Origin of the sequence: Marinobacter santoriniensis NKSG1, assembly GCF_000347775.1 — a bacterium.
GTDB lineage: Bacteria > Pseudomonadota > Gammaproteobacteria > Pseudomonadales > Oleiphilaceae > Marinobacter > Marinobacter santoriniensis.
On sequence record NZ_APAT01000030.1, the window covers coordinates 41,356 to 65,029 of the forward strand.

General features: G+C 58.4%; 20 protein-coding genes. 15 read left to right on the forward strand and 5 right to left on the reverse strand.

Translation table 11 applies throughout. The features are described from left to right. Positions 1 to 62: 62 nt before the first annotated feature. From ileS to MSNKSG1_RS18430, 11 genes are all read left to right on the forward strand, one after another. Positions 63 to 2,882 carry an isoleucine--tRNA ligase gene (ileS, locus tag MSNKSG1_RS18380; protein ID WP_008940802.1) on the forward strand — a complete coding sequence of 940 codons (2,820 nt, stop codon included), beginning with the start codon at positions 63 to 65 and terminating at the stop codon, positions 2,880 to 2,882. Beyond that, positions 2,882 to 3,406 carry a signal peptidase II gene (gene lspA / locus MSNKSG1_RS18385; RefSeq protein ID WP_008940803.1) on the forward strand — a complete coding sequence of 175 codons (525 nt, stop codon included), beginning with the start codon at positions 2,882 to 2,884 and terminating at the stop codon, positions 3,404 to 3,406. The genes ileS and lspA overlap by 1 nt, the downstream gene beginning before the upstream one ends. Positions 3,407 to 3,410: 4 nt before the next feature. After that, positions 3,411 to 3,863 carry an FKBP-type peptidyl-prolyl cis-trans isomerase gene (gene fkpB / locus MSNKSG1_RS18390; protein WP_008940804.1) on the forward strand — a complete coding sequence of 151 codons (453 nt, stop codon included), beginning with the start codon at positions 3,411 to 3,413 and terminating at the stop codon, positions 3,861 to 3,863. 2 nt (positions 3,864 to 3,865) lie between these two features. Further along, the gene (gene ispH / locus MSNKSG1_RS18395) at positions 3,866 to 4,819 is read left to right on the forward strand and encodes a 4-hydroxy-3-methylbut-2-enyl diphosphate reductase (protein WP_008940805.1); all 954 of its coding nucleotides are present in this window, start codon (positions 3,866 to 3,868) and stop codon (positions 4,817 to 4,819) included. A 167-nt stretch (positions 4,820 to 4,986) separates the two neighbouring features. After that, positions 4,987 to 5,589, forward strand: a complete 603-nt coding sequence (locus tag MSNKSG1_RS18400) for a GspH/FimT family pseudopilin (protein WP_008940806.1) — start codon at positions 4,987 to 4,989, stop codon at positions 5,587 to 5,589. A gap of 11 nt (positions 5,590 to 5,600) precedes the next feature. Further along, positions 5,601 to 6,155 carry a type IV pilus modification protein PilV gene (pilV, locus tag MSNKSG1_RS18405; protein ID WP_008940807.1) on the forward strand — a complete coding sequence of 185 codons (555 nt, stop codon included), beginning with the start codon at positions 5,601 to 5,603 and terminating at the stop codon, positions 6,153 to 6,155. Between the two features lie 14 nt (positions 6,156 to 6,169). Continuing rightward, complete coding sequence (locus MSNKSG1_RS19660; protein ID WP_319795857.1) at positions 6,170 to 7,264, forward strand: PilW family protein; 1,095 nt, start codon at positions 6,170 to 6,172, stop codon at positions 7,262 to 7,264. A 45-nt stretch (positions 7,265 to 7,309) separates the two neighbouring features. Then, a complete protein-coding gene (locus tag MSNKSG1_RS18415; protein WP_152638825.1) occupies positions 7,310 to 7,771 on the forward strand; it encodes a pilus assembly PilX family protein in 462 nt (153 codons plus the stop codon). A gap of 31 nt (positions 7,772 to 7,802) precedes the next feature. After that, entirely contained in the window at positions 7,803 to 8,195 is a 393-nt protein-coding gene (locus tag MSNKSG1_RS18420; RefSeq protein ID WP_152638826.1) for a hypothetical protein, read from the forward strand. Further along, positions 8,192 to 11,134, forward strand: coding sequence for a PilC/PilY family type IV pilus protein (locus MSNKSG1_RS18425; protein WP_008940811.1), 2,943 nt, complete (start codon positions 8,192 to 8,194; stop codon positions 11,132 to 11,134). The genes MSNKSG1_RS18420 and MSNKSG1_RS18425 overlap by 4 nt, the downstream gene beginning before the upstream one ends. 12 nt (positions 11,135 to 11,146) lie before the next feature. Next, on the forward strand, positions 11,147 to 11,593 hold the full coding sequence (locus MSNKSG1_RS18430) for a type IV pilin protein (protein ID WP_008940812.1): 447 nt from the start codon (positions 11,147 to 11,149) through the stop codon (positions 11,591 to 11,593). Positions 11,594 to 11,647: 54 nt separating this feature from the next. On the opposite strand, the gene MSNKSG1_RS18435 is transcribed toward MSNKSG1_RS18430, so the two are convergent. The 3 genes from MSNKSG1_RS18435 to MSNKSG1_RS18445 all read right to left on the reverse strand — a co-directional run bounded on the left by MSNKSG1_RS18435 (position 11,648) and on the right by MSNKSG1_RS18445 (position 15,416). Continuing rightward, the gene (locus MSNKSG1_RS18435; protein WP_008940813.1) at positions 11,648 to 12,211 is read right to left on the reverse strand and encodes a GspH/FimT family protein; all 564 of its coding nucleotides are present in this window, start codon (positions 12,209 to 12,211) and stop codon (positions 11,648 to 11,650) included. A 129-nt stretch (positions 12,212 to 12,340) separates the two neighbouring features. Beyond that, a complete protein-coding gene (locus tag MSNKSG1_RS18440; RefSeq protein ID WP_008940814.1) occupies positions 12,341 to 13,720 on the reverse strand; it encodes a sigma-54-dependent transcriptional regulator in 1,380 nt (459 codons plus the stop codon). Positions 13,721 to 13,778: 58 nt separating this feature from the next. Then, on the reverse strand, positions 13,779 to 15,416 hold the full coding sequence (locus MSNKSG1_RS18445) for a sensor histidine kinase (RefSeq protein ID WP_008940815.1): 1,638 nt from the start codon (positions 15,414 to 15,416) through the stop codon (positions 13,779 to 13,781). A 92-nt stretch (positions 15,417 to 15,508) separates the two neighbouring features. Between MSNKSG1_RS18445 and MSNKSG1_RS18450 the strand changes: the two genes are divergently transcribed. Beyond that, positions 15,509 to 17,173: an NAD+ synthase gene (locus MSNKSG1_RS18450; protein WP_008940816.1), complete on the forward strand. Its 1,665-nt coding sequence runs from the start codon at positions 15,509 to 15,511 to the stop codon at positions 17,171 to 17,173. 55 nt (positions 17,174 to 17,228) lie between these two features. On the opposite strand, the gene MSNKSG1_RS18455 is transcribed toward MSNKSG1_RS18450, so the two are convergent. Next, positions 17,229 to 18,080, reverse strand: coding sequence for an outer membrane protein assembly factor BamD (locus tag MSNKSG1_RS18455; protein ID WP_040887099.1), 852 nt, complete (start codon positions 18,078 to 18,080; stop codon positions 17,229 to 17,231). A 135-nt stretch (positions 18,081 to 18,215) separates the two neighbouring features. Here MSNKSG1_RS18455 and rluD point away from each other — a divergent pair, with 135 nt between their 5' ends. From rluD to clpB, 3 genes are all read left to right on the forward strand, one after another. Continuing rightward, a complete protein-coding gene (rluD, locus tag MSNKSG1_RS18460) occupies positions 18,216 to 19,193 on the forward strand; it encodes a 23S rRNA pseudouridine(1911/1915/1917) synthase RluD (RefSeq protein WP_008940818.1) in 978 nt (325 codons plus the stop codon). Further along, positions 19,183 to 19,938, forward strand: coding sequence for a peptidoglycan editing factor PgeF (pgeF, locus tag MSNKSG1_RS18465; protein ID WP_008940819.1), 756 nt, complete (start codon positions 19,183 to 19,185; stop codon positions 19,936 to 19,938). The genes rluD and pgeF overlap by 11 nt, the downstream gene beginning before the upstream one ends. Positions 19,939 to 20,089: 151 nt before the next feature. Continuing rightward, positions 20,090 to 22,666, forward strand: a complete 2,577-nt coding sequence (gene clpB, locus MSNKSG1_RS18470; RefSeq protein WP_008940820.1) for an ATP-dependent chaperone ClpB — start codon at positions 20,090 to 20,092, stop codon at positions 22,664 to 22,666. A gap of 66 nt (positions 22,667 to 22,732) precedes the next feature. Here the strand turns inward: clpB and MSNKSG1_RS18475 are convergent, their stop codons facing one another. Then, the gene (locus MSNKSG1_RS18475) at positions 22,733 to 23,197 is read right to left on the reverse strand and encodes a DUF4124 domain-containing protein (RefSeq protein WP_008940821.1); all 465 of its coding nucleotides are present in this window, start codon (positions 23,195 to 23,197) and stop codon (positions 22,733 to 22,735) included. Positions 23,198 to 23,674 lie beyond the last annotated feature (477 nt).

Consider the following 23,674-nt stretch of genomic DNA (forward strand, 5'->3'; position numbering starts at 1 on the left):
CGACCGGAACCCCCAAGACACAGTTACTGACCAACACTGACCAGAGAGTACGCACAGATACCATGAGCGACTACAAGCATACCCTGAATCTGCCGGAAACCGCCTTTCCCATGCGCGGTAACCTGGCCAAGCGCGAGCCGGACATGCTCAAGCGCTGGCAGGATCTCGACGTCTACGGCACCCTGCGCAAGCAGCGTGAAGGCCGGGACAAGTTCATCCTGCACGATGGCCCTCCCTACGCCAACGGCAGCATTCATATCGGTCATGCGGTCAACAAGATCCTCAAGGACATGATCGTCAAATCCCACAGTTTCATGGGGTACGACGCACCCTACGTGCCGGGTTGGGACTGCCACGGCCTGCCTATTGAGCACAAGGTCGAACAGGAGATCGGCAAGGCCGGAGTCAAGGTGGACTACAAGACCTTCCGTCAGGCCTGCCGCGACTACGCCGCCAAGCAGATCGAGGGCCAGAAGGCCGATTTCATTCGCCTGGGTGTGATGGGCGAGTGGGATAAACCCTATCTCACCATGGATCCCAGGGTTGAAGCCGGTATCGTTCGTGCGCTCGGCAAGATTGTCGCGAAGGGTCACCTGGTTCGCGGTTACAAGCCTGTTTACTGGAGTGTGGTGGGTCAGTCCGCACTCGCCGAGGCAGAGGTCGAGTACCAGGACAAGACATCCACCCAGATCGATGTCCGGTTTACGGCGGTTGACCAGGCGCGGGCTCTGTCGCTCTTTGGGACTGACAGGGGTGAGGGGGATGTGTCCGTGGTGATCTGGACCACCACCCCATGGACCATCCCGGCCAACCAGGCGGTATCGCTTGGTGCGGATCTGGAATATGCCCTGGTGCAGGTAGATGTGGGTCAGGGCCCGGAGCGGCTGATCCTGGCGACCGATATGGTCGAAGGCATCATGGCCCGCTGGGGCGTGGAGCACTACGAAGTTCTGGCGAATGTTGCCGGGTCAGCGCTGGAAAATCTGCAGCTGAACCACCCGATCTATGACAAACAGGTGCCGCTGATCCTGGGCGACCACGTGTCTACCGATGCCGGTACCGGTGCGGTTCATACCGCCCCTGACCATGGTATGGAAGATTTCGAGGTGGGCAAGGAATACGGCATCGGCACGCTGAACCTGGTCAAGGCCGATGGCACTTACACCGAGGCGGCCGGTGAATTCGCCGGCATCCATGTCTACAAGGCGGACGAGCCGGTCTGCGCTGCCCTTGAGCGCGAGGGTAAACTGGTGCGCTCCGAGAAGTTCAGCCACAGTTATCCGCACTGCTGGCGGACCAAGACGCCGTTGATCTATCGGGCCACGCCCCAGTGGTTCATCAGCATGGACAAGCACCACCTTCGGGCGGATGCGCTGGAAGCCATCAAAGGTGTTCGTTGGATCCCGGCCTGGGGGCAGAACCGGATCGAAGCAATGTTCGAGCAGAGTCCGGACTGGTGTATCTCCCGCCAGCGCACCTGGGGGGTGCCCATCACCCTGTTTATTCACAAGGAAACCCAGGAACTGCATCCGGACACCCAGGGGCTCATCGAGAAGGTGGCCCAGGCGATTGAAGTCGGTGGTATCGATGCCTGGTACGAGCTCGATCAGTCTGAACTGCTGGGTGATGATGCCGACCAGTATGAAAAGGTGCTCGACACCCTCGATGTCTGGTTCGATTCCGGCGTCACGCACGAATCCGTGTTGCGCGTCCGTGAGGAGCTGGGGCAGTTCCCGGCCGATATGTACCTTGAGGGCTCGGATCAGCACCGCGGCTGGTTCCAGTCGTCGCTCAAGACCTCCATCGCCATGAATGGCGTGGCGCCCTACAAGCAGGTGCTGACCCACGGCTTCACAGTGGACGGCAAGGGCCGGAAGATGTCCAAGTCCCTGGGCAACGTGATTGCGCCCCAGGAGGTCATGAACGAGCTGGGTGCCGATATCCTGCGTCTGTGGGTGGCAGCCACCGATTACAGCGGCGAAATGACCGTCTCCAAGGACATCCTGCGCCAGACCGCCGATGGGTATCGCCGTATCCGGAATACCGCACGGTTCCTGCTCAGCAACCTGAACGGTTTCGATCCAGCCCAGCACATGGTGGAACCGGCGGATATGATTGCCCTGGACCGCTGGATGGTGGATCGGGCACTGCAACTGCAGAATGAGCTCAACGAGGACTACCAGAACTACGCCTTCCTGCGGATCTATCAGAAGGTCTACAACTTCTGCGAGGCGACTCTGGGTGGTTTCTATCTCGACATCATCAAGGACCGGCAGTACACCACCCAGGCTGACAGCCTGGCCCGGCGTTCCTGCCAGACCGCGCTGTACCATGTTGCCGAGGCGCTGGTTCGCTGGATTGCACCGATCCTGAGCTTCACCGCTGACGAAATCTGGCAGCATCTGCCGGGCGAGCGCGGTGAAACCGTGTTCTACGAAACCTGGTACCAGGGGCTGGCGGAGCTGCCGGAAGATTTCGAGCTGGGTCGCGATTACTGGCGCGAGCTGTACAGCGTCAAGGAAGCGGTCAACAAGTGCCTGGAAGAAGCCCGCTGGCGTGGCGAAATCAAGGGCTCCCTGAGTGCCGAAGTCACCCTGTACTGCGAGGGTGAACTGGCAAGCCGCCTGAAGCGGTTGGGTGAGGAGCTGCGTTTTGTGCTGATTACCTCTGAAGCTTCAGTTCGGCCTGTGTCGGAAGCGGACGGCGCGGAGCAGACGGCGTACGAAGGACTGCTCGTGAAGGTGACGCCGGCGGCTAATCCGAAGTGCGAACGTTGCTGGCATCATCGGGAGGATGTGGGTTCCAGCGACACGTACCCGGATCTGTGCGGTCGTTGCGTTACCAACGTTGATGGCGCTGGCGAAAGCCGGGCCTTCGCCTGATGGATGCAGCGATGATGGAAAAAGCGCCGGCATCCAATCTGAAATGGCTCTGGCTGGCGCTGCTGGTCATCGCGGTGGATCTGGGCACGAAGGCGCTGGCCTCCTCAATGCTGTCCTACGGCGATCCAGTGCCGATTCTGCCCGTATTCAATCTGACGCTGCTTCACAATACCGGCGCGGCGTTCAGCTTCCTTGCGGAAGCGGACGGCTGGCAGCGCTGGTTTTTTGTCGTTCTTGCGTTGGCGGTCAGCGTTGTCCTGATTGGCTGGTTACGCAAACTGGAGCGCCATGAAACCTGGACGGCAGCGGCGATCGCGCTGATTCTGGGAGGGGCGCTTGGCAATGTCTATGATCGTGTGGTGCACGGCTATGTGGTCGATTTCCTGCACTTTTACTGGCATGACTGGCACTTCCCCGCGTTCAATCTTGCCGATACCGCCATCACCATTGGCGCCGGTATCATGATTCTCGACATGTTCCGTAACTCTGCCCACAAGGCCGAGGATGCCGACAGGAGTGAATAACCCGATGAAAGACTTGCCCGTAGACAAAGGGACCCGTGTCACTCTTCATTTCGCCCTGAAGATCAAGGATGGCGATGTGGTGGACTCCACGTTTGAAAAGGAGCCGGCCACGCTGGAAATCGGCGATGACAATCTGCCGGAGAACTTTGAAGCCTACCTGATGGGGATGAAAGCCGGAGACCGGAGAACCTATGAGGTGCCCCCGGAAAAAGGCTTTGGCCAGCACAACCCGAGCAACCTCCAGACGTTCAAGCGTCACGAATTCAGTGCCGATATGGTGCTGGAGCAGGGTGTGGTGGTGTCCTTCGCGGATGCACGACAGCAGGAACTGCCCGGCGTGATCAGCCGGGTGGAAGGCGATGAAGTTGAAGTGGACTTCAACCATCCGCTGGCGGGGCGTACACTGGAGTTTGATGTGGAAATTCTGGATGTGGAACCTGTTGGACCGGCGCACTGATCATGCAAATTCGACTCGCTAATCCCCGTGGATTCTGTGCAGGCGTGGACCGCGCCATTGAAATCGTCAACCGGGCACTGGATGTGTTCGGCGCCCCCATATACGTTCGCCACGAGGTCGTTCACAACAAATTCGTGGTGGACAATCTCCGGGACCGTGGCGCGGTGTTCGTCGATGAACTCGACGAGGTTCCGGACGATACCCTGGTGATCTTCAGCGCCCATGGGGTTTCCCAAGCAGTGCAGAAAGAGGCGGAACGCCGTGGCCTCAAGGTGTTCGACGCGACCTGTCCCCTGGTAACCAAAGTGCACATGGAAGTCATGCGCTATAGCCGTGACGGTCGGGAGTGCATTCTGATCGGTCACCATGGTCATCCGGAAGTGGAAGGGACCATGGGGCAGTACGATCGCAGTAACGGCGGCGATATCTACCTTGTCGAGGATGAGCAGGATGTCGAGCGACTGCAGGTCAGGGATCCTGAGCGCCTGTCCTACGTCACCCAGACCACGCTGTCGATGGACGATACCGCACGTGTGATCGATGCCCTCCGGGCCCGTTTCCCGAGCATCGAGGGGCCGCGCAAGGACGACATCTGTTACGCCACGCAGAATCGTCAGGATGCGGTCAAGCAACTGGCAGACGACTGTGATCTGATGCTGGTGGTGGGCTCGCCCAACAGCTCCAATTCCAACCGGTTGCGGGAGCTCGCCGAAAGAATGGGTACCCCTGCCTATCTGATCGATGAGGCCTCGCAAATCGACTCCACCTGGCTCAAGGGCGTGGGCGTCATTGGTGTGACCGCCGGCGCGTCGGCACCGGAGGTGCTGGTCAACGACGTGGTGGCCAGGCTCAAAGCCCTGGGTGGCGAGGAGCCCCGCGAAATCGCAGGCCGGGAGGAAAATATTGTCTTTTCCATGCCCAGGGAGCTGCGGATTGATGCGATCAATGTGGGTTAATCGTACCGACCTACTGATATTTTTCCCCGTCTCCAAAATGTGACGGGGATCACCTTGCCGCTCCATTAACGACCATTCATCAACGCTCTCAAACCGCTCGTCGATTCACGCTGGTTTCTGGCTTTCCGGCCCCCTAACCTGTCAGCAGGTAAAGATAGGGGAGTGTTATGCCTGGAATTCGCCGTGAGACCGGTTTTACGATGATCGAACTCATCATCACGATTGTGATCCTCGCGATTGTGGCATCCTATGCGGTCCCGTCGTTCCAGCAGACGGTACTGAACAATCGCCTGACGGCCCAGATCAACGAGGTTTCCAGCCTGATTGCCTACGCACGCAGTGAGGCATCCAAGCTCGACTCCGGGGTGATTACCGTCTGTTCCTCCACAGACAGTGCTTCCTGCAGTGGTAACGCAGCCTGGGAAACCGGCTGGATCGTGTTCCGGGATATGGACGGCGATCGCACAGTGGATGCGGGCGACGATCAGATCCTGAAAGTCGGCGGAGCCCTTTCCGGTGGCAATACCTTCCGGATCGTGGATCTGACGAGCGACAGCGGCGGTTACGTTCAGTTTGCCAGCAATGGTTTCCCGATTCCTTCCGCAACCGGCAATGCCGCTGGCACCTTCGTCGTCTGTGACGACCGTGGCGCTTCCGAGGCACGTGCCGTTGTTGTGAATATTTCCGGACAGACACGGCTTGCCCGGGACACTGGCGGGACGGCCGGTGTGCTCAATGATAACAATGGCGCTGATTTAACCTGCCCGTAACGGTGAGAGCGATGTTCAAGAATCCTACCCAAACCAATCTCAGGCGCCTGCTCGTTAAACCCGGACAGTCGCACCAGGGTGGTTTCACCCTGATCGAAATTCTCGTGACCATGTTCATTCTGGCAGTCGGCCTGTTGGGTCTCGCCGGCCTGATGTTCGAGGGGATGAGAAACAACCAGGGCGCCTACCTTCGGACCCAGGCGAGCATACTCGCCTACGATATGGCTGATCGAATGAGGGCGAATCGTACCGAGGCCGAGAGTGGCTCTTACGGTGGTTTCTCTACGGCAAACGTCACTTCCACGACTGTGCCATCGTGCGCCAGCGATGCCGCTGGATGCACGCCGACGAACCAGGTGACTGTCGACCAGATCCAGTGGACGCTGCAGGTTCAGGGTACGGGGGCCGATATGGCAATGGTGCCGGGTGGCATTGGCACGATCGCCTATGACGCGGGCACCAATGTCTACACCATTACGGTGCAGTGGGACGAAGCAAGTCGTGCTGGAGACGCAGGTGAGTCCATCGCCGGTGATAACTCCTATTCGGTCCGCCTGGCGTTGTGAGGTTTGAGATGGATATGAATCAAAAGGCAGTATTCGAAACCATGCGACCCACCCGCCAGGGTGGCCTGTCACTGATTGAGTTGATGATCGCCCTGGCGTTGAGTGCCACGCTCATTCTGGGCATCTTCACGGTCTATATGGATTCCAGCCGGACCTCACGGGTCGCGACGTCTCTGGCCCGGGTGCAGGAAGCCGGCCGGATTGGAACCGACATTATGGCTCACGACTTGCGCATGGTGGGGTTCCAGGGGTGTGCCGATCCTGATGACGTTACTATGAATATTATTGCCAAGAATCCGCCAACTTCGGATTTCTTCGACTCAACGCTGCGAGGCTGGGAAGTAACGAGCGCGAACTGGGCCAATGGTACGGAATTCGACGGAACGCCGATTGAGGCCCGCGCAGTAATCGGCAGTGATGTATTGGCTATTCAGCGAGGCGAGTCGGTTGAGGTGACGCTGACCGGCAATATGACGGCCGACAATGCGAATATTCAAGTGGCTGGTTCGGATGTTGGTTTGTTCAGCAAAAATGACATCGTTCTGATTTCCGACTGTGAGGCAGCAGATCTTTTCCGCATAACCAGTAATCCGAGTTCCAATACCTGGGCACATGCGAATAGCACAAATACGGACAACCGGCTAAGTCAGGCTTACACTGATTCCGCCCGGATAATGCGGTTTTCGGCTACTGTCTATTTTGTGGCGGATACCGGGAGGGACGATGCCCAAGGCAATGACATACGGGCGCTCTACCGCGGTACGAACAATCTCTTGAATACCGCCACCCCGTCTTTCCAGGTTGATGAGATCGTGGAAGGCGTCGAGAGCCTTCAGGTCGAATACGGTGAACTGTTGCCCAGCAACAACATCCGTTACGTGACGGCGGACAATGTGGGTGATATGGCAAGTGTTGTTGCTCTGCGGGTCGGACTTCTCATCAGCGATCCGGATAACGTTCGCCGGGATGGAGATACCGCCAGTTATGATCTGCCGGGAGCAACGGTTGTCCGTACAACCGGAGCTGGAGCCGGTGCTGTGACCCATCCGGAGGATCAACGAATTCGTCGCACGTTCACATCCACGGTCATGCTCAGAAATCGGGATTAACACAGAAAGGGCTATCGAATTATGAATCGCTCCAGAACATTCAAAATGCCATCCGATCAGCGGGGCGCTGCCTTAATTATCAGTCTGATCGTTTTGCTGGTGCTGACCCTGATTGGCGTTGCCGGTATGAACACCTCTGTGATGCAGGAACGGATGGCGGTGAACTCCCAGAACTCGAATCGCGCCTTCCAGGCGGCAGAGAGCACCGTCAGTGCCCTCACCAATCAACTTTACGCTAACGATCTGAGTCTGCTTCGGGAATCCATGCAGAATTCCAGTGGAGAAAGTAGCAAGGTGACGGTCAGCAATCTCGACTCGGGCAATGGCATTACCGGGAGTTACCAGGCCCGTTTTCTTGGAGAAATCATTATCACCAGCGGCAGCTCCATGGACGCCAATGAGAGTTCGAGTCAGCTGAAAGGTTACCGTTATGAGCTGATTGGTGAAGCCGCTATGGCCAATACCGGTGCGGAAGCCCGGGTATTTAAAGGTATTGAGTATTACTGATCCGGGGCGAGGCCTCTGGAGGGAGATAGGCATGATGAGACAGAACAGGTGGTTTACTTCGTCAACATTGGCGCTGGCAGTGGTGTTTGGCTGTCTTTCGGCGCGGTGGGCCCTTGCAGAAGAGCCGACCGGCACCGTTATCGATTCGCCTTACGAGGCGGTAGAAGCGAGTTCAATAGAGTTGGTGACAAACGGAGATGGGGATGTGGTTCAAATTCGTGCCAAAGGCTGTCCCCAGTGCCCGTCCAGCTCTATCCTGCCCTCACGGGAGCTGATCGTGGAGTCTGGCGGCAAACGGATTGAAGGCAGCGACCGGGCCGGTTACAGCGGTCTTCCGGGCGTCATTCATATCTATCATCCGAACAACATGGCCTACCGTGTGTCGTTTATCGGATTGGTTCAGGGTGAGGGAGGTGACCAATGAAAACGTCTCTTGATTTCCGGCTGGTTCTGGCGGTGATTGCTGTCAGTTTCTCGGCCACGTTCAGTAACCCAGCGTACGCAGACGATACGGAAATTTTCTTTACTCAGAATGCATCGGCTGAGGTTAAGCCGAACATCATGTTCATCATTGACAACTCGGGCAGTATGAGGACTGAGGTTGGAAATACCGGAAAGACACGCATGCAGGTCGTTCAGGAGGTTACCAACGACCTGATTGATAACATGCAGGGTGTGAATGTTGGACTCATGGAGTTCAATGTCGATGTTTTCTGTAACAGCCGTTACTGCTATTACGGGACTGAGCGTGGCGGCCACGTCATGTCACCGCCAATCCCGGTCGAGAATAATAGGTCCGATCTCAAAGATCTGGTGAATTCTCTATCGCCTATTGGGAATACACCTCTGGCCGAGACTCTGACTGAGGCCGCTCGCTATTTTCGCGGCGAGTCCGTGGCTTATGACGACGATCCAATCAGTTCGGTTCTCGATACGACAAGCACTAATACCTACAAATCACCGGTTAAATACCAGTGCCAGAAAAACCACGTAATCTTCCTGAGCGATGGCGCCCCGACCGCAGATGACACGGATTCGTACATCAGCAACTACATCGGGAAGAAGTGCGGCTCGGAAAACAGCTCGGACAGTAACGGCAACTGTCTGGACGAGGTCGCTGAGTTTCTGGCGACCAAGGACATGAATTCCTCCATGACCGGGGACCAGCTGGTGTATACCAACACGGTTGGCTTCGCGAGTCAGCAGCAGCTGTTGTCGGACACGGCCAGTGCAGGTAAGGGCAAATATTATCTGGCCAACGATGCCTCCACTCTGACCCAGGCGTTTTCGGATTTTTACCAGGAGGTGCGCGCCCAATCTACCACCTATGTGGCGCCAGGGATTGCGGTGAACACCTTCGACCGTCTTAACCATCTCGATGAGCTTTACTACGCTTTGTTCCAACCTGCGAAAGGGGCTGTCTGGAACGGCAACTTGAAGCGATACAAACTGGCTATCCAGACGGATGCAACGACCGGCGATCGTGAGGCCGTCATCGTTGACGCGAATGGAAACGCTGCCATCGACAACACCACGGGGTTCTTCAAGGACTCCGCACAAAGCTGGTGGAGTTCGAAACCGGATGGAAAGAACGTGGATAAGGGCGGCGCTGCATCCCAGTTACCCGACGTGACATCCAATCGGAACGTCTATTCCAATCTGGCATCGAATACCGATGATTTGTCCAAAACCGGAAATCAGGTTGTCACCAACAACAACAATCTGACCGGAGCCCTGTTTGGTGACAGCAATATGTCATCCGGGGATCTCGACAAAGTCATCCAGTGGACCCGCGGTGTTGATGTCAACGACGAGGATGGGGATGGTGATACTACCGAGTCCCGCAAGTTCCTGGCAGATCCGCTTCACTCGGTCCCACACCTGATGATTTATGACCCGACACCGTCGTCTCAGGATGTGACCATCTACTATGGCGATAATCAGGGCTATATCCACGCCGTCAGCGGTAAAACCGGCAAGACCTATTTTTCCTTCATTCCGAAGGAGCTGTTGAAAAACCAGCCCGACATGATGAACAGCACCGAGACCTCTTCCAAGGTCTATGGCATGGACGGCACGGTGGTCAGTTGGGTCCACGATGATAATTACGACAGCAAGATAGTCGCGAGCGACAAAGATTTTGCTTACATCTACTCCGGTATGCGCCGGGGTGGAAAGAGTTACTACGCTCTCGACGTAACCGATCGTTCGGCGCCCAAACTGCTGTGGTCGATTACAGGCGGTGTATCGGGAACGGATTTCGCCGAGATGGGCCAGACATGGTCCAAGCCGGTGAAAACAAAAGTGGATATTGGCGGCAAGCTCTACGAAGTCCTGATCTTTGGAGGGGGTTACGATCCCGATCAGGATAATGCCACGGTACGCACCGTTGACGATCAGGGCCGGGCTGTCTATATCGTGGACGCTGAAACAGGTGATCTCCTATGGTGGGCTGGTCCAAGCGGCAGCGGCGCCGACCTTGAACTGGCGGACATGAAGTACAGTATTCCGGCGTCGCCGAAAGTTCTGGATATTAACGGGGACGGTCTCGCCGACCAGATCTACGTGGGAGATATGGGTGGCCAGATCTTCCGGTTTGATCTTACCAACACCAACAAGCTGACAGACTTTGCAACAGGCGGACGGATTGCCAATCTGGCGTCCGACAACAGTGCCGCCGATGCCCGGCGTTTCTACCATTCACCCGATCTGTTCGGGATCAAGATTGGAGGGGCTCGCTATCTGGGCCTCGTCATTGGTTCCGGCTATCAGGCGCATCCGTTAAACACGGACATTGAAGATCGTATGTATATGATGAAGATCCCGGATGTCAGCTCGGCGCCACTGGATCTCAGTGATCCGAAGAATCCGGTTGTGAAGTATGACACCATCACTGAGTCGAACCTTTACGATGCGACGGCCAACCTGATTCAACAGGGAAATGCGAGTGAGAGAACAGCGGCTGCCCATGCTCTCGGTGCGGCGGACGGCTGGTACATTAAGCTTACGAACTCGGGTGAGAAAGTCCTGTCCACCAGTACCACGGTGAACAACGAGGTTTTCATAACCAGCTATGAGCCGAAACCCAGTACCAACCCCTGTGTCCCCTCGACAGGCACCTCCAGGTTGTACCATCTTTCGGTTCTGGATGGCCGTGCGGTTCGGAATTACTACACCGCGGACAACAAACCAGCGGATGAGCTTACGAAGGAAGACCGGCCGGTGGAGCTCAACACCGCCGGACTGCCTGCCAATCCGCAACGGATGCGTGTGGACGATACCGACGTGGTCTGTGTCGGCACCGAGTGCCAGACCATCGATACGGTAAAAGGCGTGGTCGAAACCTACTGGTATGAGGATTAAACCTTGCGTTTGATGGAGCACAAGCAACGCGGTTTCACGCTGATTGAATTGTTGATCGTCGTGGCGATTATCGGCGTGATAACCGCGTTCGCCTACCCGAGTTATCAGGACTATGTGGAACGCACCCGGCGGGCGGACGCCCAGGGTGCGTTGATGGAGTTTTCCGCAGCCATGGAACGGTACTATGCGTCCAATAACTCTTATGAAGGCGCCGCCAGCGGTGGCGTCGATACGGGAGCGCCTGCCATGTTTGCGGACGAAGCGCCACTGGAGGGGAACAACAAGTTCTACGACCTGACCATTTCGGCGGCTGACGCCAATTCCTACACCTTGAGAGCTACGCCCAAGGGCGGTCAGGCCGGAGATGGGATCCTGGAGCTGGATTCCACCGGCGCCCGTCGTTGGGATCAGGACAATAGCGGTGGGTTTGGAACCGGAGAGAACGACTGGGAAGAGTGACTCCGGGTCAATGATGACAAAGGCCGGCCCAGATCTCGGGGCCGGCCTTTTTTGTCAGCAGGAAATCTTGCCGCCCCAGGAAAGCCGGATAATGCCATCGGCGTCCTGATCGTACTGGACCCGGAATCGCCCGGCCAGGTTGACGGGCATGTAGGTCATGGTGCCGGTGGCAGGATCCTGGGGGCAGAGCACCAGGCTACCCATGGCGCCGTGGGTCATGCCTTTTTCGTTGAACTGGAAATAGCCACGGCCCGCCGTTCTGGATCGCAGGGAAAAGGTGCCGAAATCCGGCGCCAGGCTCCGCAGGATTTCGTCGTGATCCGGCTTCTTGTCGTTGTTCCGATCGGTGAAGACCGATACCGGACGAGTCCAATCGTCGACGCAGCGGTTCTGGTCAGAGAGAGGGCAGAGCGTCACCAGGCTGTGGGTACTGGCGGCCGTCCAGCGGGCGTAGGCAAAGATCGCGTGGTAATCGTCCAGCAGTGCCCGCTGCCTCGATTGGCTGATCCAGCGGTTCCAGCCCTGGGTTACGAAGGTTGAAAGGATTGCCAGGATGGCAATGGTGATGATCAGTTCAAGCAGGGTAAAGCCCGCGCCCGGGCTCCGAGTGCGTGTCATAGACATTCCTTGTCAGTGTCGTTTCAATTTTTTTGCGCGGAGTGGCTTCCTGCCACAGACCGCGGTTCAGTCTAATGCATTGCGCGACCTGGCGCCGGAATCGGTTTCTCAATCCCGGTGTCGGGATGGTTACTCCATCCCAAGCTTTTTCAAGCGATACCTTAGTGCCCGGAAGCTGATACCCAGACGCTTGGCCGCGGCTGTCTTGTTCCAGCGTGTGGCCTCCAGTGCCTTTTCGATGGCTTGCCGTTCGATGGATTCGAGGTACCCTTCCAGATCAATCTCGCCCTCCGGGACCGGCGCGCTGTTGGGCTCACCACTATCGGCCTGTGTGACACCCGTTGGCGCAGGCGCGACGCCGTTACCAAGATGCAGGTCTTCCGCATCGATGCGGTCATCGTCACACAGGGTGAATGCCCGTTCGAGGATGTTCTCCAGTTCCCGGACGTTCCCCGGGAAGTCGTAGTGCTTGAGTCGTTCAATGGCCCCGGCCGTCAGGGTCGCCGGATCGCACTCGTACTCCCGGGCGATACGCCCCAGGATGTGCTCCGCCAACAGGGGGATATCGTCCGGGCGCGCCCGCAGTGGCGGAACAGCCAGTTCGATGACGTTGATCCGGTAAAAGAGGTCCTGACGGAAGTTGCCCTCCTGAACCAACTCCGGCAGATTCTTGTGGGTGGCGCTCAGGACTCGGATGTCCACCGGCACTTCCTTGGTGTCACCCACAGGTCGTACGGCTTTCTCCTGAATAGCGCGGAGCAGCTTGACCTGCATCGCGAGCGGCAGGTCGGCCACTTCGTCCAGAAACAGGGTGCCTCCGTCAGCGGATCGGAACAGCCCGGCCTTGTTCTCCACCGCGCCGGTAAAGCTGCCCTTCTTGTGGCCGAAAAACTCGCTCTCCATCAACTCCGAGGGGATGGCGCCACAGTTTACAGCGATGAAAGGCCCGTCCCGTCGAGGGCCCTGCAAATGGATCATGCGGGCAACCAGTTCCTTACCGCTCCCTGACTCGCCGCTGATGAATACGGGGGCCTGGCTACGCGCCAGTTTCCGTGTCTGGTTGCGCAGTTTTCGGATCTCGGGAGAGTTGCCCAGCAGCAGGCCGGGTTCGTCCCGGGTGTCGTCATCGTCTTTTCGGGGCTCGGACAGTCTGAGTGCGCTGTTTACCAGTTCCCGCAAACGAGGGAGCTCGACCGGCTTGGAGACGAAGTCGAACGCGCCCGCCTTCAGGGATTCGATGGCCGTGTCCATGTTGCCGTACGCGGTAATCACGGCGACCGGCGTTGCGGGCAGGTGTTGCTGTATCCAGCCCACCAGGTCGATGCCGTTGCCATCCGGGAGATTCATGTCGGTCAGGCAGAGATGAGGCTGGTGTTTTTCGAGCAGGACCCGGGCAGAGGCGAGATCCGGGGCTGTCAGTGTCTCGATACCCATGCGAGTCAGGGTGATTTCCAGAAGATCCCGGATATCCGGTTCGTCATCAACAATCAGTGCGGTGTGGGTTGTCATTGTTTCTAATCGGTTCCATGTCGTGTTTCAGACGCCCGCCCGTGTTCGGGCCCGAAATTCAGATCATCCGCCCGGGATGTGCAAACGTGATTCGGAAACAGCAGCCTTGTTGTCCATCCTCGACCAGGGACAGGTGGGCCTGATTAGCCTCGCACAGTTCCCGGGCCAGATAAAGGCCAAGTCCGGTCCCGCTTTTGTCGGTGGTAAAAAACGGCTCAAATACCGAACTCCGGTCTTCGGGGGCAATGCCCGGCCCGAAGTCCCGGACATCCAGATAGGCCCTGTGGCGGTCCTCGGTGGCCCCGGCGTGCAGAGACAGCTTTCGCGAGCCCGTCTGCTGTTCACTGTACCTCAGTCCGTTGTCGCAGAGATTGACCAGCACCTGCTCGACCTGGCTCTTGTCAAAGCGTGCGGCGGGCAGGTCCGGGTCGATCTCCAGTTCGATGGATGAGGGGCCGGACTCCTCATCTTGAGTCTGCAGGTAATCCCGGCGGAATTCCTGGAGCCAGATCGGCAAATCCACCAGTTCGGCGTCGGCGGTCTTGCGCCTTGAGAGGTCGAGGACATTCTCGATGATGCCGTTCACCCGTTTTGAATGGCGCCGGATGATGTCCAGCATCTGCCTGTCTCCGTCATCCAGTTGTGGGGACTCCTCCATCAATTGTGCTGCGTGGCTGATGGCGCCGAGCGGATTGCGGATCTCGTGGGCAATCCCGGCGGTGAGGCGCCCCAGCGAGGCCAGCTTCATCTGCTGTGCCTGCTGGGTTACCTTGCTCATGTCCTCGATGAACACAAGAATGTGATCGCCCCGTTCCTGATCCAGTTGCGTGAAGTTGGCCTGCAGCAGCGGAGAGGTGGGCGCAGACTGGAACGGCTCTACACGCATCCTTGGATCTTTCAGCCAGGCCTCAAGACCCAGTTTGAGTGGTTGGGGCAGGGTGCGTGACCGCGGCAGATCCGTGTCTGTGCTTATGGTGCCGAACAGCAGTTCTTCCGCGGCGGCGTTGGCCAGGCGAATCTGCCCGTAACGATCCAGTACCAGGATGCCGGTTCTCATCCGCTGAATGATCTGGCGATTGATCTGTTCGAGCTCTGCAATGCTTCGAGCGCGGGAGTTTGCGAGCGCTTCGCTTCGAATCATGCGCCGGGAAATGTTCTGTAGCACGAAGGCGGCGGCGAAGTAGAGGATGCCCAGAGAGCCAGCCCGGACGATGTCATCCGCATGGCCGTTCATCGAGAGGACCGCCCACCCGGAGATCCCGAGGGAGCAGATGGCGGCCAGTGCGGCGTAAAAGATGCCGAGGCGGCTTGGCGTCAGGATGTTTCCCGCCGCCACGGAAACGATCACCAGGTTGGCCAGGCCGTTGGTGATCCCGGTGCTGGTGAGCAGGAGGCCATGAATGATCAGGATGTCGAGCAGGATGGACAGGGTGATGTGTCGCTGGCTGACCTGAAAGCCGGCCATGAGGATCAGCGCAAAGAATCCGTTCAGGGCCAGGTAGGAAACGACACCGGCCTGATAGTAGTCCTGCCAGCGGAACCGGGCGTCAAACGTGCCCGGGTCGACGAACAGCAGCCCGGCCAACATCAGGCTGATCACCAGCCGGTAGTGATTGTAAATGCGGAACAGCTTGGCCTGCTGCAAGAGCGCGGGAGAAGGAAATGCGCCGGTTTTGACGGGATTGTGGACTGTCATGATTGCCTTTCATCGTTCTTTGACCAGAGGAAATCCCCCTGTCCCGTGGTTATAATAGCCTTTTCATGGCAATGAGTTACAGGAGCCGATCTATGCCCTCCTCCGGGAGCTCTTCCGTTTTCCCTTCGACCGCTCGTAAATTGCGGGTCATTATGGCCCAGCTGGATTTCCTCGTTGGTGATATTCCCGGCAACACCCAATTGGTCATAGAGTCGACGCAGCGCGCGATCCGTGAGCATCAGGCCGACATCGTAGTGTTTCCCGAGCTCTGTATTACCGGCTATCCGCCAGAGGACCTGTTGCTGCGCCCGAGCCTGGATGTGCGCGTCGCCGAGGCGATGGAGACGCTGAAGGAAGCGCAGCTGGGAGCGGCCATCGTGATCGGTGTGCCTCTGCGTCATAACGGATTGTTGTTCAACAGTGCGGTGGTGATAGACGGTGGCGAGATAATCGGCCGGTACTTCAAGCGTTTCCCGCCCAATTACCAGGTCTTTGACGAAAAACGCTATTTCGCGGAAGGCACCGAGGTGCTGATGCTGGATATTCGCGGCGTGCCCGTCGGCATTACCGTGTGCGAGGATATCTGGAAGGATGGGCCGGTGGAGGATTGCGCAGCGGCCGGAGCGCGTCTTGTCCTTAACCTCAATGCCTCGCCCTATGACATCGACAAACAGGCCCGCCGCAAGGCCCTGCTCGAACGCAAGGCCCGGGAAAATTCGGTCAGTATCGTCTACGTCAATCTGGTGGGCGGGCAGGACGAGCTGGTCTTCGACGGCGGCTCCATGGTCTACGATCATTCCGGCGTGCTGACGGTGGAGGCCCCCCAGTTCTCCGAGGGTTTATACCCGGTGGAGTTCCTCTGGGAGCATCACTGTCAGCCCGTGTCCCAGCCGCTGCCAGCCGAACCCTCCCTTGAGGCGAACGTCTACCGGGCGCTGGTGATGGGGGTGCGGGACTACGTCAACAAGAACGGGTTCCGGTCAGTGGTGCTGGGCCTTTCCGGGGGGATCGATTCCGCCGTGACGCTTGCGGTGGCGGTAGACGCCCTGGGTAAGGACCGGGTCCGGGCTGTCATGATGCCTTTCCGGTATACCTCCAGTATGAGTCTGGAGGATGCCGAGGCTGAAGCCCGGCAGCTTGGCGTGCAGTACGACGTCTTCTCCATCGAACCCATGTACGATTCGTTCATGGAAGCGCTCGCCGAACCCTTTGAAGGCACCCGGCCGGACACCACCGAAGAGAACCTGCAGGCCCGTTTGCGGGGAGTCCTGCTGATGTCCCTGTCAAACAAGTTTGGCTCCCTGGTACTGACCACCGGCAACAAGAGCGAGATGGCAGTGGGCTACTCCACGCTATACGGGGACATGGCCGGTGGCTTCGATGTGCTCAAGGATGTGCCCAAGACTCTGGTCTTCCGGTTGGCAAACTATCGCAACAGCCAGTCTCCCGTTATCCCGGAGCGGGTAATCACTCGTCCGCCGTCGGCTGAGCTGGCGCCGGACCAGAAAGACGAGGACAGCCTGCCGGGCTACGACGTGCTCGACCAGATCCTGAATCTCTACGTGGAGCGGGATTTCAGCGCCGAAGCGATTATCGCAGAAGGGTTCGACAGGGCCGATGTGGAGCGGGCCGTGCGGCTGGTTGATCTCAACGAGTACAAGCGACGCCAGGCGCCGATCGGCGTGAGAATCACCGAACGGGGGTTCGGTAAGGACCGGCGGTATCCGATCACCAACGCCTGGAAGAGTGGCAAGTAGCCAGTGGTCAGGGTCAGATGAAATCTTCATCTGACCCTGGATGCACGGTATGAATTCAGTCGGAAGGTTGCTGCGACTCGTCGCCCATCAGGCCGAAGGTGACCACGTTGGTGAGAGAACGGTTTTCCCGCTTCAGGACGTCCGCCACAAATTCACCCTTGTCATTGAACGCATCGCTGTCCGGGTAATTTTTCTTGAGCAGAGCGATGGCATCGCTGGCACCCTTTTTCAGACCGAGGAACCGGTAGGTGTCAGCCATGATAATCAGCGCTTCCTTCACTGACGGTGACGTCGGATAGTTCTCGACCACATAGCGTGCCCGGTTGTTCGCCGCGAGGTAGGCCTGTCGTTTGATGTAATAACGGGCCGCAAAGATCTCGAGTTTGGCCAGCCGGTTACGGATTGCGACCATGCGCTGCCGGGCATCGGCGGCGTAATCACTGTCCGGATAGCGGTTCAGCAGCTCGGAGAAGTCGCGGAAGGCCTGGCTCTGCTCGCCCGGATCGCGGGCCGCCACGTCGATCGGAAAGTAGCGCTGGGCCAGCCCGATATCCAGGTTGTAGGAGGCGAGGCCTCGCATGTACAGGGCGTAGTCGGCATGTTCGCTCTGGGGGTTCAGGCGGAGGAAGCGGTCGGCTGCGGCGCGGGCACCTTCAAGATCGAGGTTCTGGTACCGGGCATAGATCACGTCCAGCTGTGCCTGTTCGGCGTAGCGGCCGAACGGATAATAGGTCTCCAGAGCGTCGAGATTTTTTTCGGCCTCGTTGAAATTACCCGAATTCATGGCCTCCCGGGCGTTGTCGTAATAGGTCTTTTCCGGCAGCACCTCCTCCTGCTTGTTGGTGGCGCAGGCGCTGATCATCACCACCAGGGTGGACAGCAGCAGCAAACGAACAACTGATCTCATGCCGGAATCCCGTATAATGTCGAAAAATGTGTCGAGGACCGCCATTGTAGCGGGGAAGACACCGCATGTGCAGAGGCAGTCTCACTCGATTGCCGAAATCTGACCGAAACGTAACACACCGGCCCTGGGGGCTTGATGTCATCCGAGAACCGAATTACCGCCCGATTTGTCGTTCCTCCCGAACTCAGTGATCGCCGCCTGGATCAGGCTGTGGCTGAGCTGATGCCGGAGCATTCGCGCTCGCGGCTGCAGACCTGGATCAAGGACGGAGCGCTCATCGTCAACGGCCAGAAACGCAAACCCCGCGACAAAGTCATGATGGATGATGTCATCGACCTGGACGCGGAGCCTGAGGTTCAGGTGAGCTGGGAAGCGCAGGATATCGAACTGGATCTGGTCTACGAGGACGAACACCTCCTGGTGATCAACAAACCGGCCGGACTGGTGGTCCATCCGGCGGCAGGGCATGCGGCGGGAACCCTGGTCAATGCCGTCCTCAATTACGCGCCCGAGGTGGAGAACCTGCCAAGGGCCGGCATTGTGCACCGGCTGGACAAGGATACCTCCGGTATCATGGTCGTCGCCCGTAGCCTGATCGCACACACGTCACTGGTGGATCAGTTGCAGACCCGCACCATGGGCCGGGAGTACGATGCTGTCGTAGTCGGCACGCTGACCGGCGGGGCTACCGTGGACGCCCCGATCGGGCGTCACCCGAGAGAGCGCAAGAAAATGGCGGTGGTGTCCAGTGGCAAGCCCGCGGTCACGCACTACCGGTTGGTCGAACGATTTGCCGCCCATACCCACATCCGTTGCAAGCTGGAGAGCGGCCGCACTCACCAGATCCGCGTACATATGGCACACGTCAAACATCCTCTGGTGGGGGATCCGCTCTATGGGGGGCGGATGCGATTGCCCAAGGGAACCACCGAGTCTTTACGCGAGGTGCTGGCCGGATTTCAGCGTCAGGCGCTCCATGCGCGGCAGTTGACCCTGGAGCATCCTGAAACCGGCGAGATCCTGACCTGGGAGGTGCCTCTGCCTGACGATATGGAGCACCTGCTGGAGGCCCTGCGACAGCATCGTCGGGAAATGGAAAGTCATGATTTCTGAACAGACGGTCCTTCGTCCGGACTGGTCCGGTCCGGAGAACATTCACGCACTCTGCACGACCCGTCAGGGAGGGGTCAGTCAACCGCCGTGGAATTCTCTGAACCTGGGAGCCCATGTGGGCGACGATCCCGAGCATGTGGACGAGAACCGGCAGCGTCTGGCCCGATTTACCGGGCTCGAGTGTGATCAGTTTGGTTGGTTGAACCAGGTCCACGGGAATCGGGTGGTGGAGTTGACGTCGACTAACCTGGCGGAGTGCCCGGATGCCGACGCCAGCTTTACGCGAGCGCCGGGGGTTGCCTGCGTCATTCTCACCGCCGATTGTCTCCCGGTCCTGCTCACGGACCGACAGGGAAGCATTGTTGGCGCGGCTCACGCGGGCTGGCGAAGTCTGTGCAGTGGCGTGCTCGAGAATCTCGTTGAGGCGATGGCAGTAGCCCCCTCTGAGCTCCGGGCCTGGATGGGGCCGGCTATCGGGCCCAAGCGGTTTGAGGTCGGGCCCGAAGTTCGCGACGCCTTTATCGGCTGCTCCGAGGGCGACGAAGCGGCGTTTTCCGAAACTGGCGCCCGTCCCGGTCACTACCTGGCGGATCTGTATGAGTTGGCGCGCCGGCGGCTGCAGCGGCGGGGCATCGAGAACATTTCCGGCGGCAGCCTGTGTACGGTCCGTGATCGGGACTGGTTTTTCTCGTATCGTCGGGATGGGCAGACCGGTCGTATGGCAACGTTGATCTGGATGGAATGAACTGACCACCGTCAAATTTCTGACGAAATCGTCGCCGCCCTTCTTGAAGTCCCCTTCTTAGCCCCTACATTTAAAGTCAAAGCAATGTGGATACGTTGAACCCGGAGCGGGTTCGCCAGGTGTCCAATCACCGAATCGGGGACAAGAATCTATGAGAATCGACAAGCTCACGAGCAAATTGCAGGCGGCGCTGGCAGATGCGCAGTCGCTTGCGGTCGGCAAGGATCACAATTTCATCGAGCCAGTGCACCTGATGCAGGCTTTGCTGGACCAGCAGGGCAGTTCCATCAAGCCCTTGCTGAAGCAGGCAGGCGCAGAGCCCGGACGGGTTCGCCAGGCCATTGCCCGCGAAATCGAAAATCTGCCGGAGGTACAGGGGTCAGCCGGTGATGTGTCCATGTCCAACGACATGGGCCGGCTTTTCAATATTGCTGACAAGTTGGCGCAGAAACGAAAGGACCAGTTTGTATCCAGCGAACTGATGCTGCTGGCGGCCCTGGAGGACCGGGGGACTCTCGGTCGAGTCCTTCGGGAGCAGGGCGTGGATAAGGCAGCGCTGGAAAAAGCAATCGAAGAGGTCCGTGGTGGCGAGACCGTGGACGACGCTGGTGCGGAGGAAAACCGCCAGGCCCTGTCCAAGTATACGATCGATCTGACCGAGCGGGCCGAGGAGGGCAAACTGGATCCGGTGATTGGTCGCGACGACGAAATCCGCCGCACGATCCAGGTCCTGCAGCGCCGCCGGAAGAACAACCCGGTACTGATCGGTGAGCCGGGCGTGGGCAAGACGGCCATCGTTGAAGGCCTGGCCCAGCGGATTGTGAACGGGGAAGTGCCGGATGGACTGAAGGACAAAAAAGTACTGTCCCTGGACATGGGCGCTTTGATTGCCGGTGCCAAGTTTCGGGGTGAATTCGAGGAGCGCCTGAAAGCGGTGCTCAATGAGCTGTCGAAGCAGGAAGGCCAGATCATCCTGTTCATCGACGAGATTCACACCATGGTGGGTGCCGGAAAAGCCGAAGGCTCGATGGATGCCGGAAACATGCTCAAGCCGGCCCTGGCCCGAGGCGAGTTGCACTGTGTGGGTGCGACCACCCTCGATGAGTACCGGGAAAATATCGAGAAGGACGCGGCGCTGGAGCGCAGGTTCCAGAAAGTCCTGGTCAGTGAGCCCAGCGAGGAAGATACGATTGCCATCCTCCGGGGGCTGAAAGAGCGCTACGAAGTTCACCACGGGGTGGAAGTCACCGACGGCGCCATCATTGCGGCTGCCAAGCTGTCTCATCGTTACATCGCTGATCGGCAACTGCCGGACAAGGCCATTGATCTGGTTGATGAGGCCGCCAGTCAGATTCGCATGGAGATGGACTCCAAGCCGGAGGCACTTGATCGTCTGGAGCGGCGTCTGATCCAGCTGAAGATTGAACGGGAAGCGCTGAAGAAGGAAACCGACGCGGCCTCCAAGAAGCGACTGGAAGAGCTGTCCGGTGTCATTGCCGGCGTTGAGCGGGAATACGCCGATCTTGAGGAGGTCTGGAACACCGAAAAAGCGGCTCTCCACGGCTCCCAGAAGATCAAGAGCCAGTTGGAGCAGGCTCGGATCGATCTGGAAAACGCCCGTCGCTCCGGTGATCTGGGCAAGATGTCCGAGCTGCAGTACGGCAAGATCCCGGAGCTGGAGCGTCAGCTGGATATGGCCAGCCAGGCCGAGATGATGGAAATGAAGCTCCTGCGCAATCGGGTGACCGATGAGGAGATTGCCGAGATCGTCTCCAAGTGGACCGGCATTCCCGTGTCCAAGATGCTTGAGGGCGAGCGCGACAAACTCATGCGCATGGAAGAGGCGCTCCATGATCGGGTTATTGGCCAGGACGAGGCCGTGGAAGCAGTATCCAACGCGGTGCGTCGTTCCCGCGCGGGGTTGTCGGATCCGAACCGGCCCAACGGCTCCTTCCTGTTCCTCGGCCCGACGGGGGTGGGTAAAACCGAACTCTGTAAGTCTCTGGCGTCGTTTCTGTTCGACACCGAGGAAGCGATGGTTCGCATCGATATGTCGGAATTCATGGAAAAGCATTCCGTGGCCCGGCTCATCGGGGCGCCTCCCGGCTATGTCGGGTATGAAGAGGGGGGTTATCTGACCGAGGCGGTGCGCCGTCGCCCCTATTCCGTCCTCTTGCTGGACGAGGTAGAGAAGGCGCATCCGGATGTCTTCAATATACTGCTTCAGGTTCTTGAGGATGGTCGTCTGACCGATGGTCAGGGACGGACCGTGGACTTCCGCAACACCGTGATTGTCATGACCTCGAACCTAGGGTCCGACATCATCCAGCAGAAGGCCGGTGAAGAGAACTACGAGTCCATGAAAAACGCGGTTATGGAAGTGGTCGGTACGCACTTCCGGCCGGAGTTCATCAACCGTGTGGACGAAGTGGTGGTCTTCCACCCGCTGGCGGAGGATCAGATTCGTGGTATAGCGAGCATCCAGATCGAGTCCCTCAGCAAGCGGCTGAAGGAACAGGATATGAAGCTGGAGCTGGATGACGCAGCGATGGATCTGCTGGCGGAAGTCGGGTACGACCCGGTATACGGTGCGCGACCCCTGAAGCGGGCAATTCAGAGAAACATCGAAAACCCGCTGGCGCAGAAACTGTTGCAGGGTGAGTTCGCGCCGGGCGACACCATCCGGGGAACGGTGAAGGACCACACCCTGGTGTTCGACAAAGCCTGACAGGGGCCATTGGACTTGGCCGGCAGGGATGCCGGCCTGCAGGCCGGGGCACAGGCCCCGGTGGCATTACTGGGCTTTTTCGGGGCCGCAATTTTCGGCGGCGATTTCCTCATACTTCTGCCGCTGCTGGGCAATTTCCTCGGGCGAGAGATAGCGGGATTCGCCGTTTTCCTCCACCCGGATCCGCGCCTTGCTGTCGATGATGTCCAGGTTGCTGCGCGCGGTCGCACAATTGGCCTCCCGCTGCTTCCGGCGGGCTTCCTCCTGCGCCTTTTCCTTTTGAGTCAGCGTTCGGGTTTTCTGCTTGTCCTCAAGATCTTTCATCTTTTCCTGAGGCGTTGCCTGATCGGCCGGCTTGGCCGAGCCGGTTCCCACGCGGACGTTAACCTGTTCGGATTTTCTGCCGTTGGGCTGTTGGTCTCCAAAGTGCGTGACGCCGTTTTCGTCGGTCCATTTGTATACGGAGCCGCCATGGGAGATGCCCGGTACTGCGGCCATTAACAGGGTCAACATCAGGATTTTTCTGTTCATGGATATATCCGTCGCCTTATACAACGCCCGGCCCAGAGGCTGGCACCGGTGATTCGGGTAATGTCTCTTCGTTATCATGCCATCTCCGAGTCGGATTTTCCTTCGTCTGGTTCAAATCTCTGACATCGGATTCCTCAAGTATGGCAAAGCTCGGCGATTATGGGCAGATTTACGTCTGGCGCCTATTGACAGGGAGTTTCGCGCTGTCAGAATTGTCGATTGCCTGAAACTGGGGTTAATTCGGCAGGCAATCCCGAACGAGTATCCCCCGTTAATCACCACACTAAACGCGTCGCATCCCGACGTGTGCTGGTTGTTGCTTACGTGCAACCCGTTGATTGGCCGTTCTCCGCAACCCTCAGGAGGGCGGCTGGCCAGGAGACAACCTCTTATTTTGCAGGTGTGGAGGAGCAAGCCGGTTCCGCTTTCACAAGAAGCAGGGAGACCGTGAATCCAGGCACCCGGGGCGAAACCCGG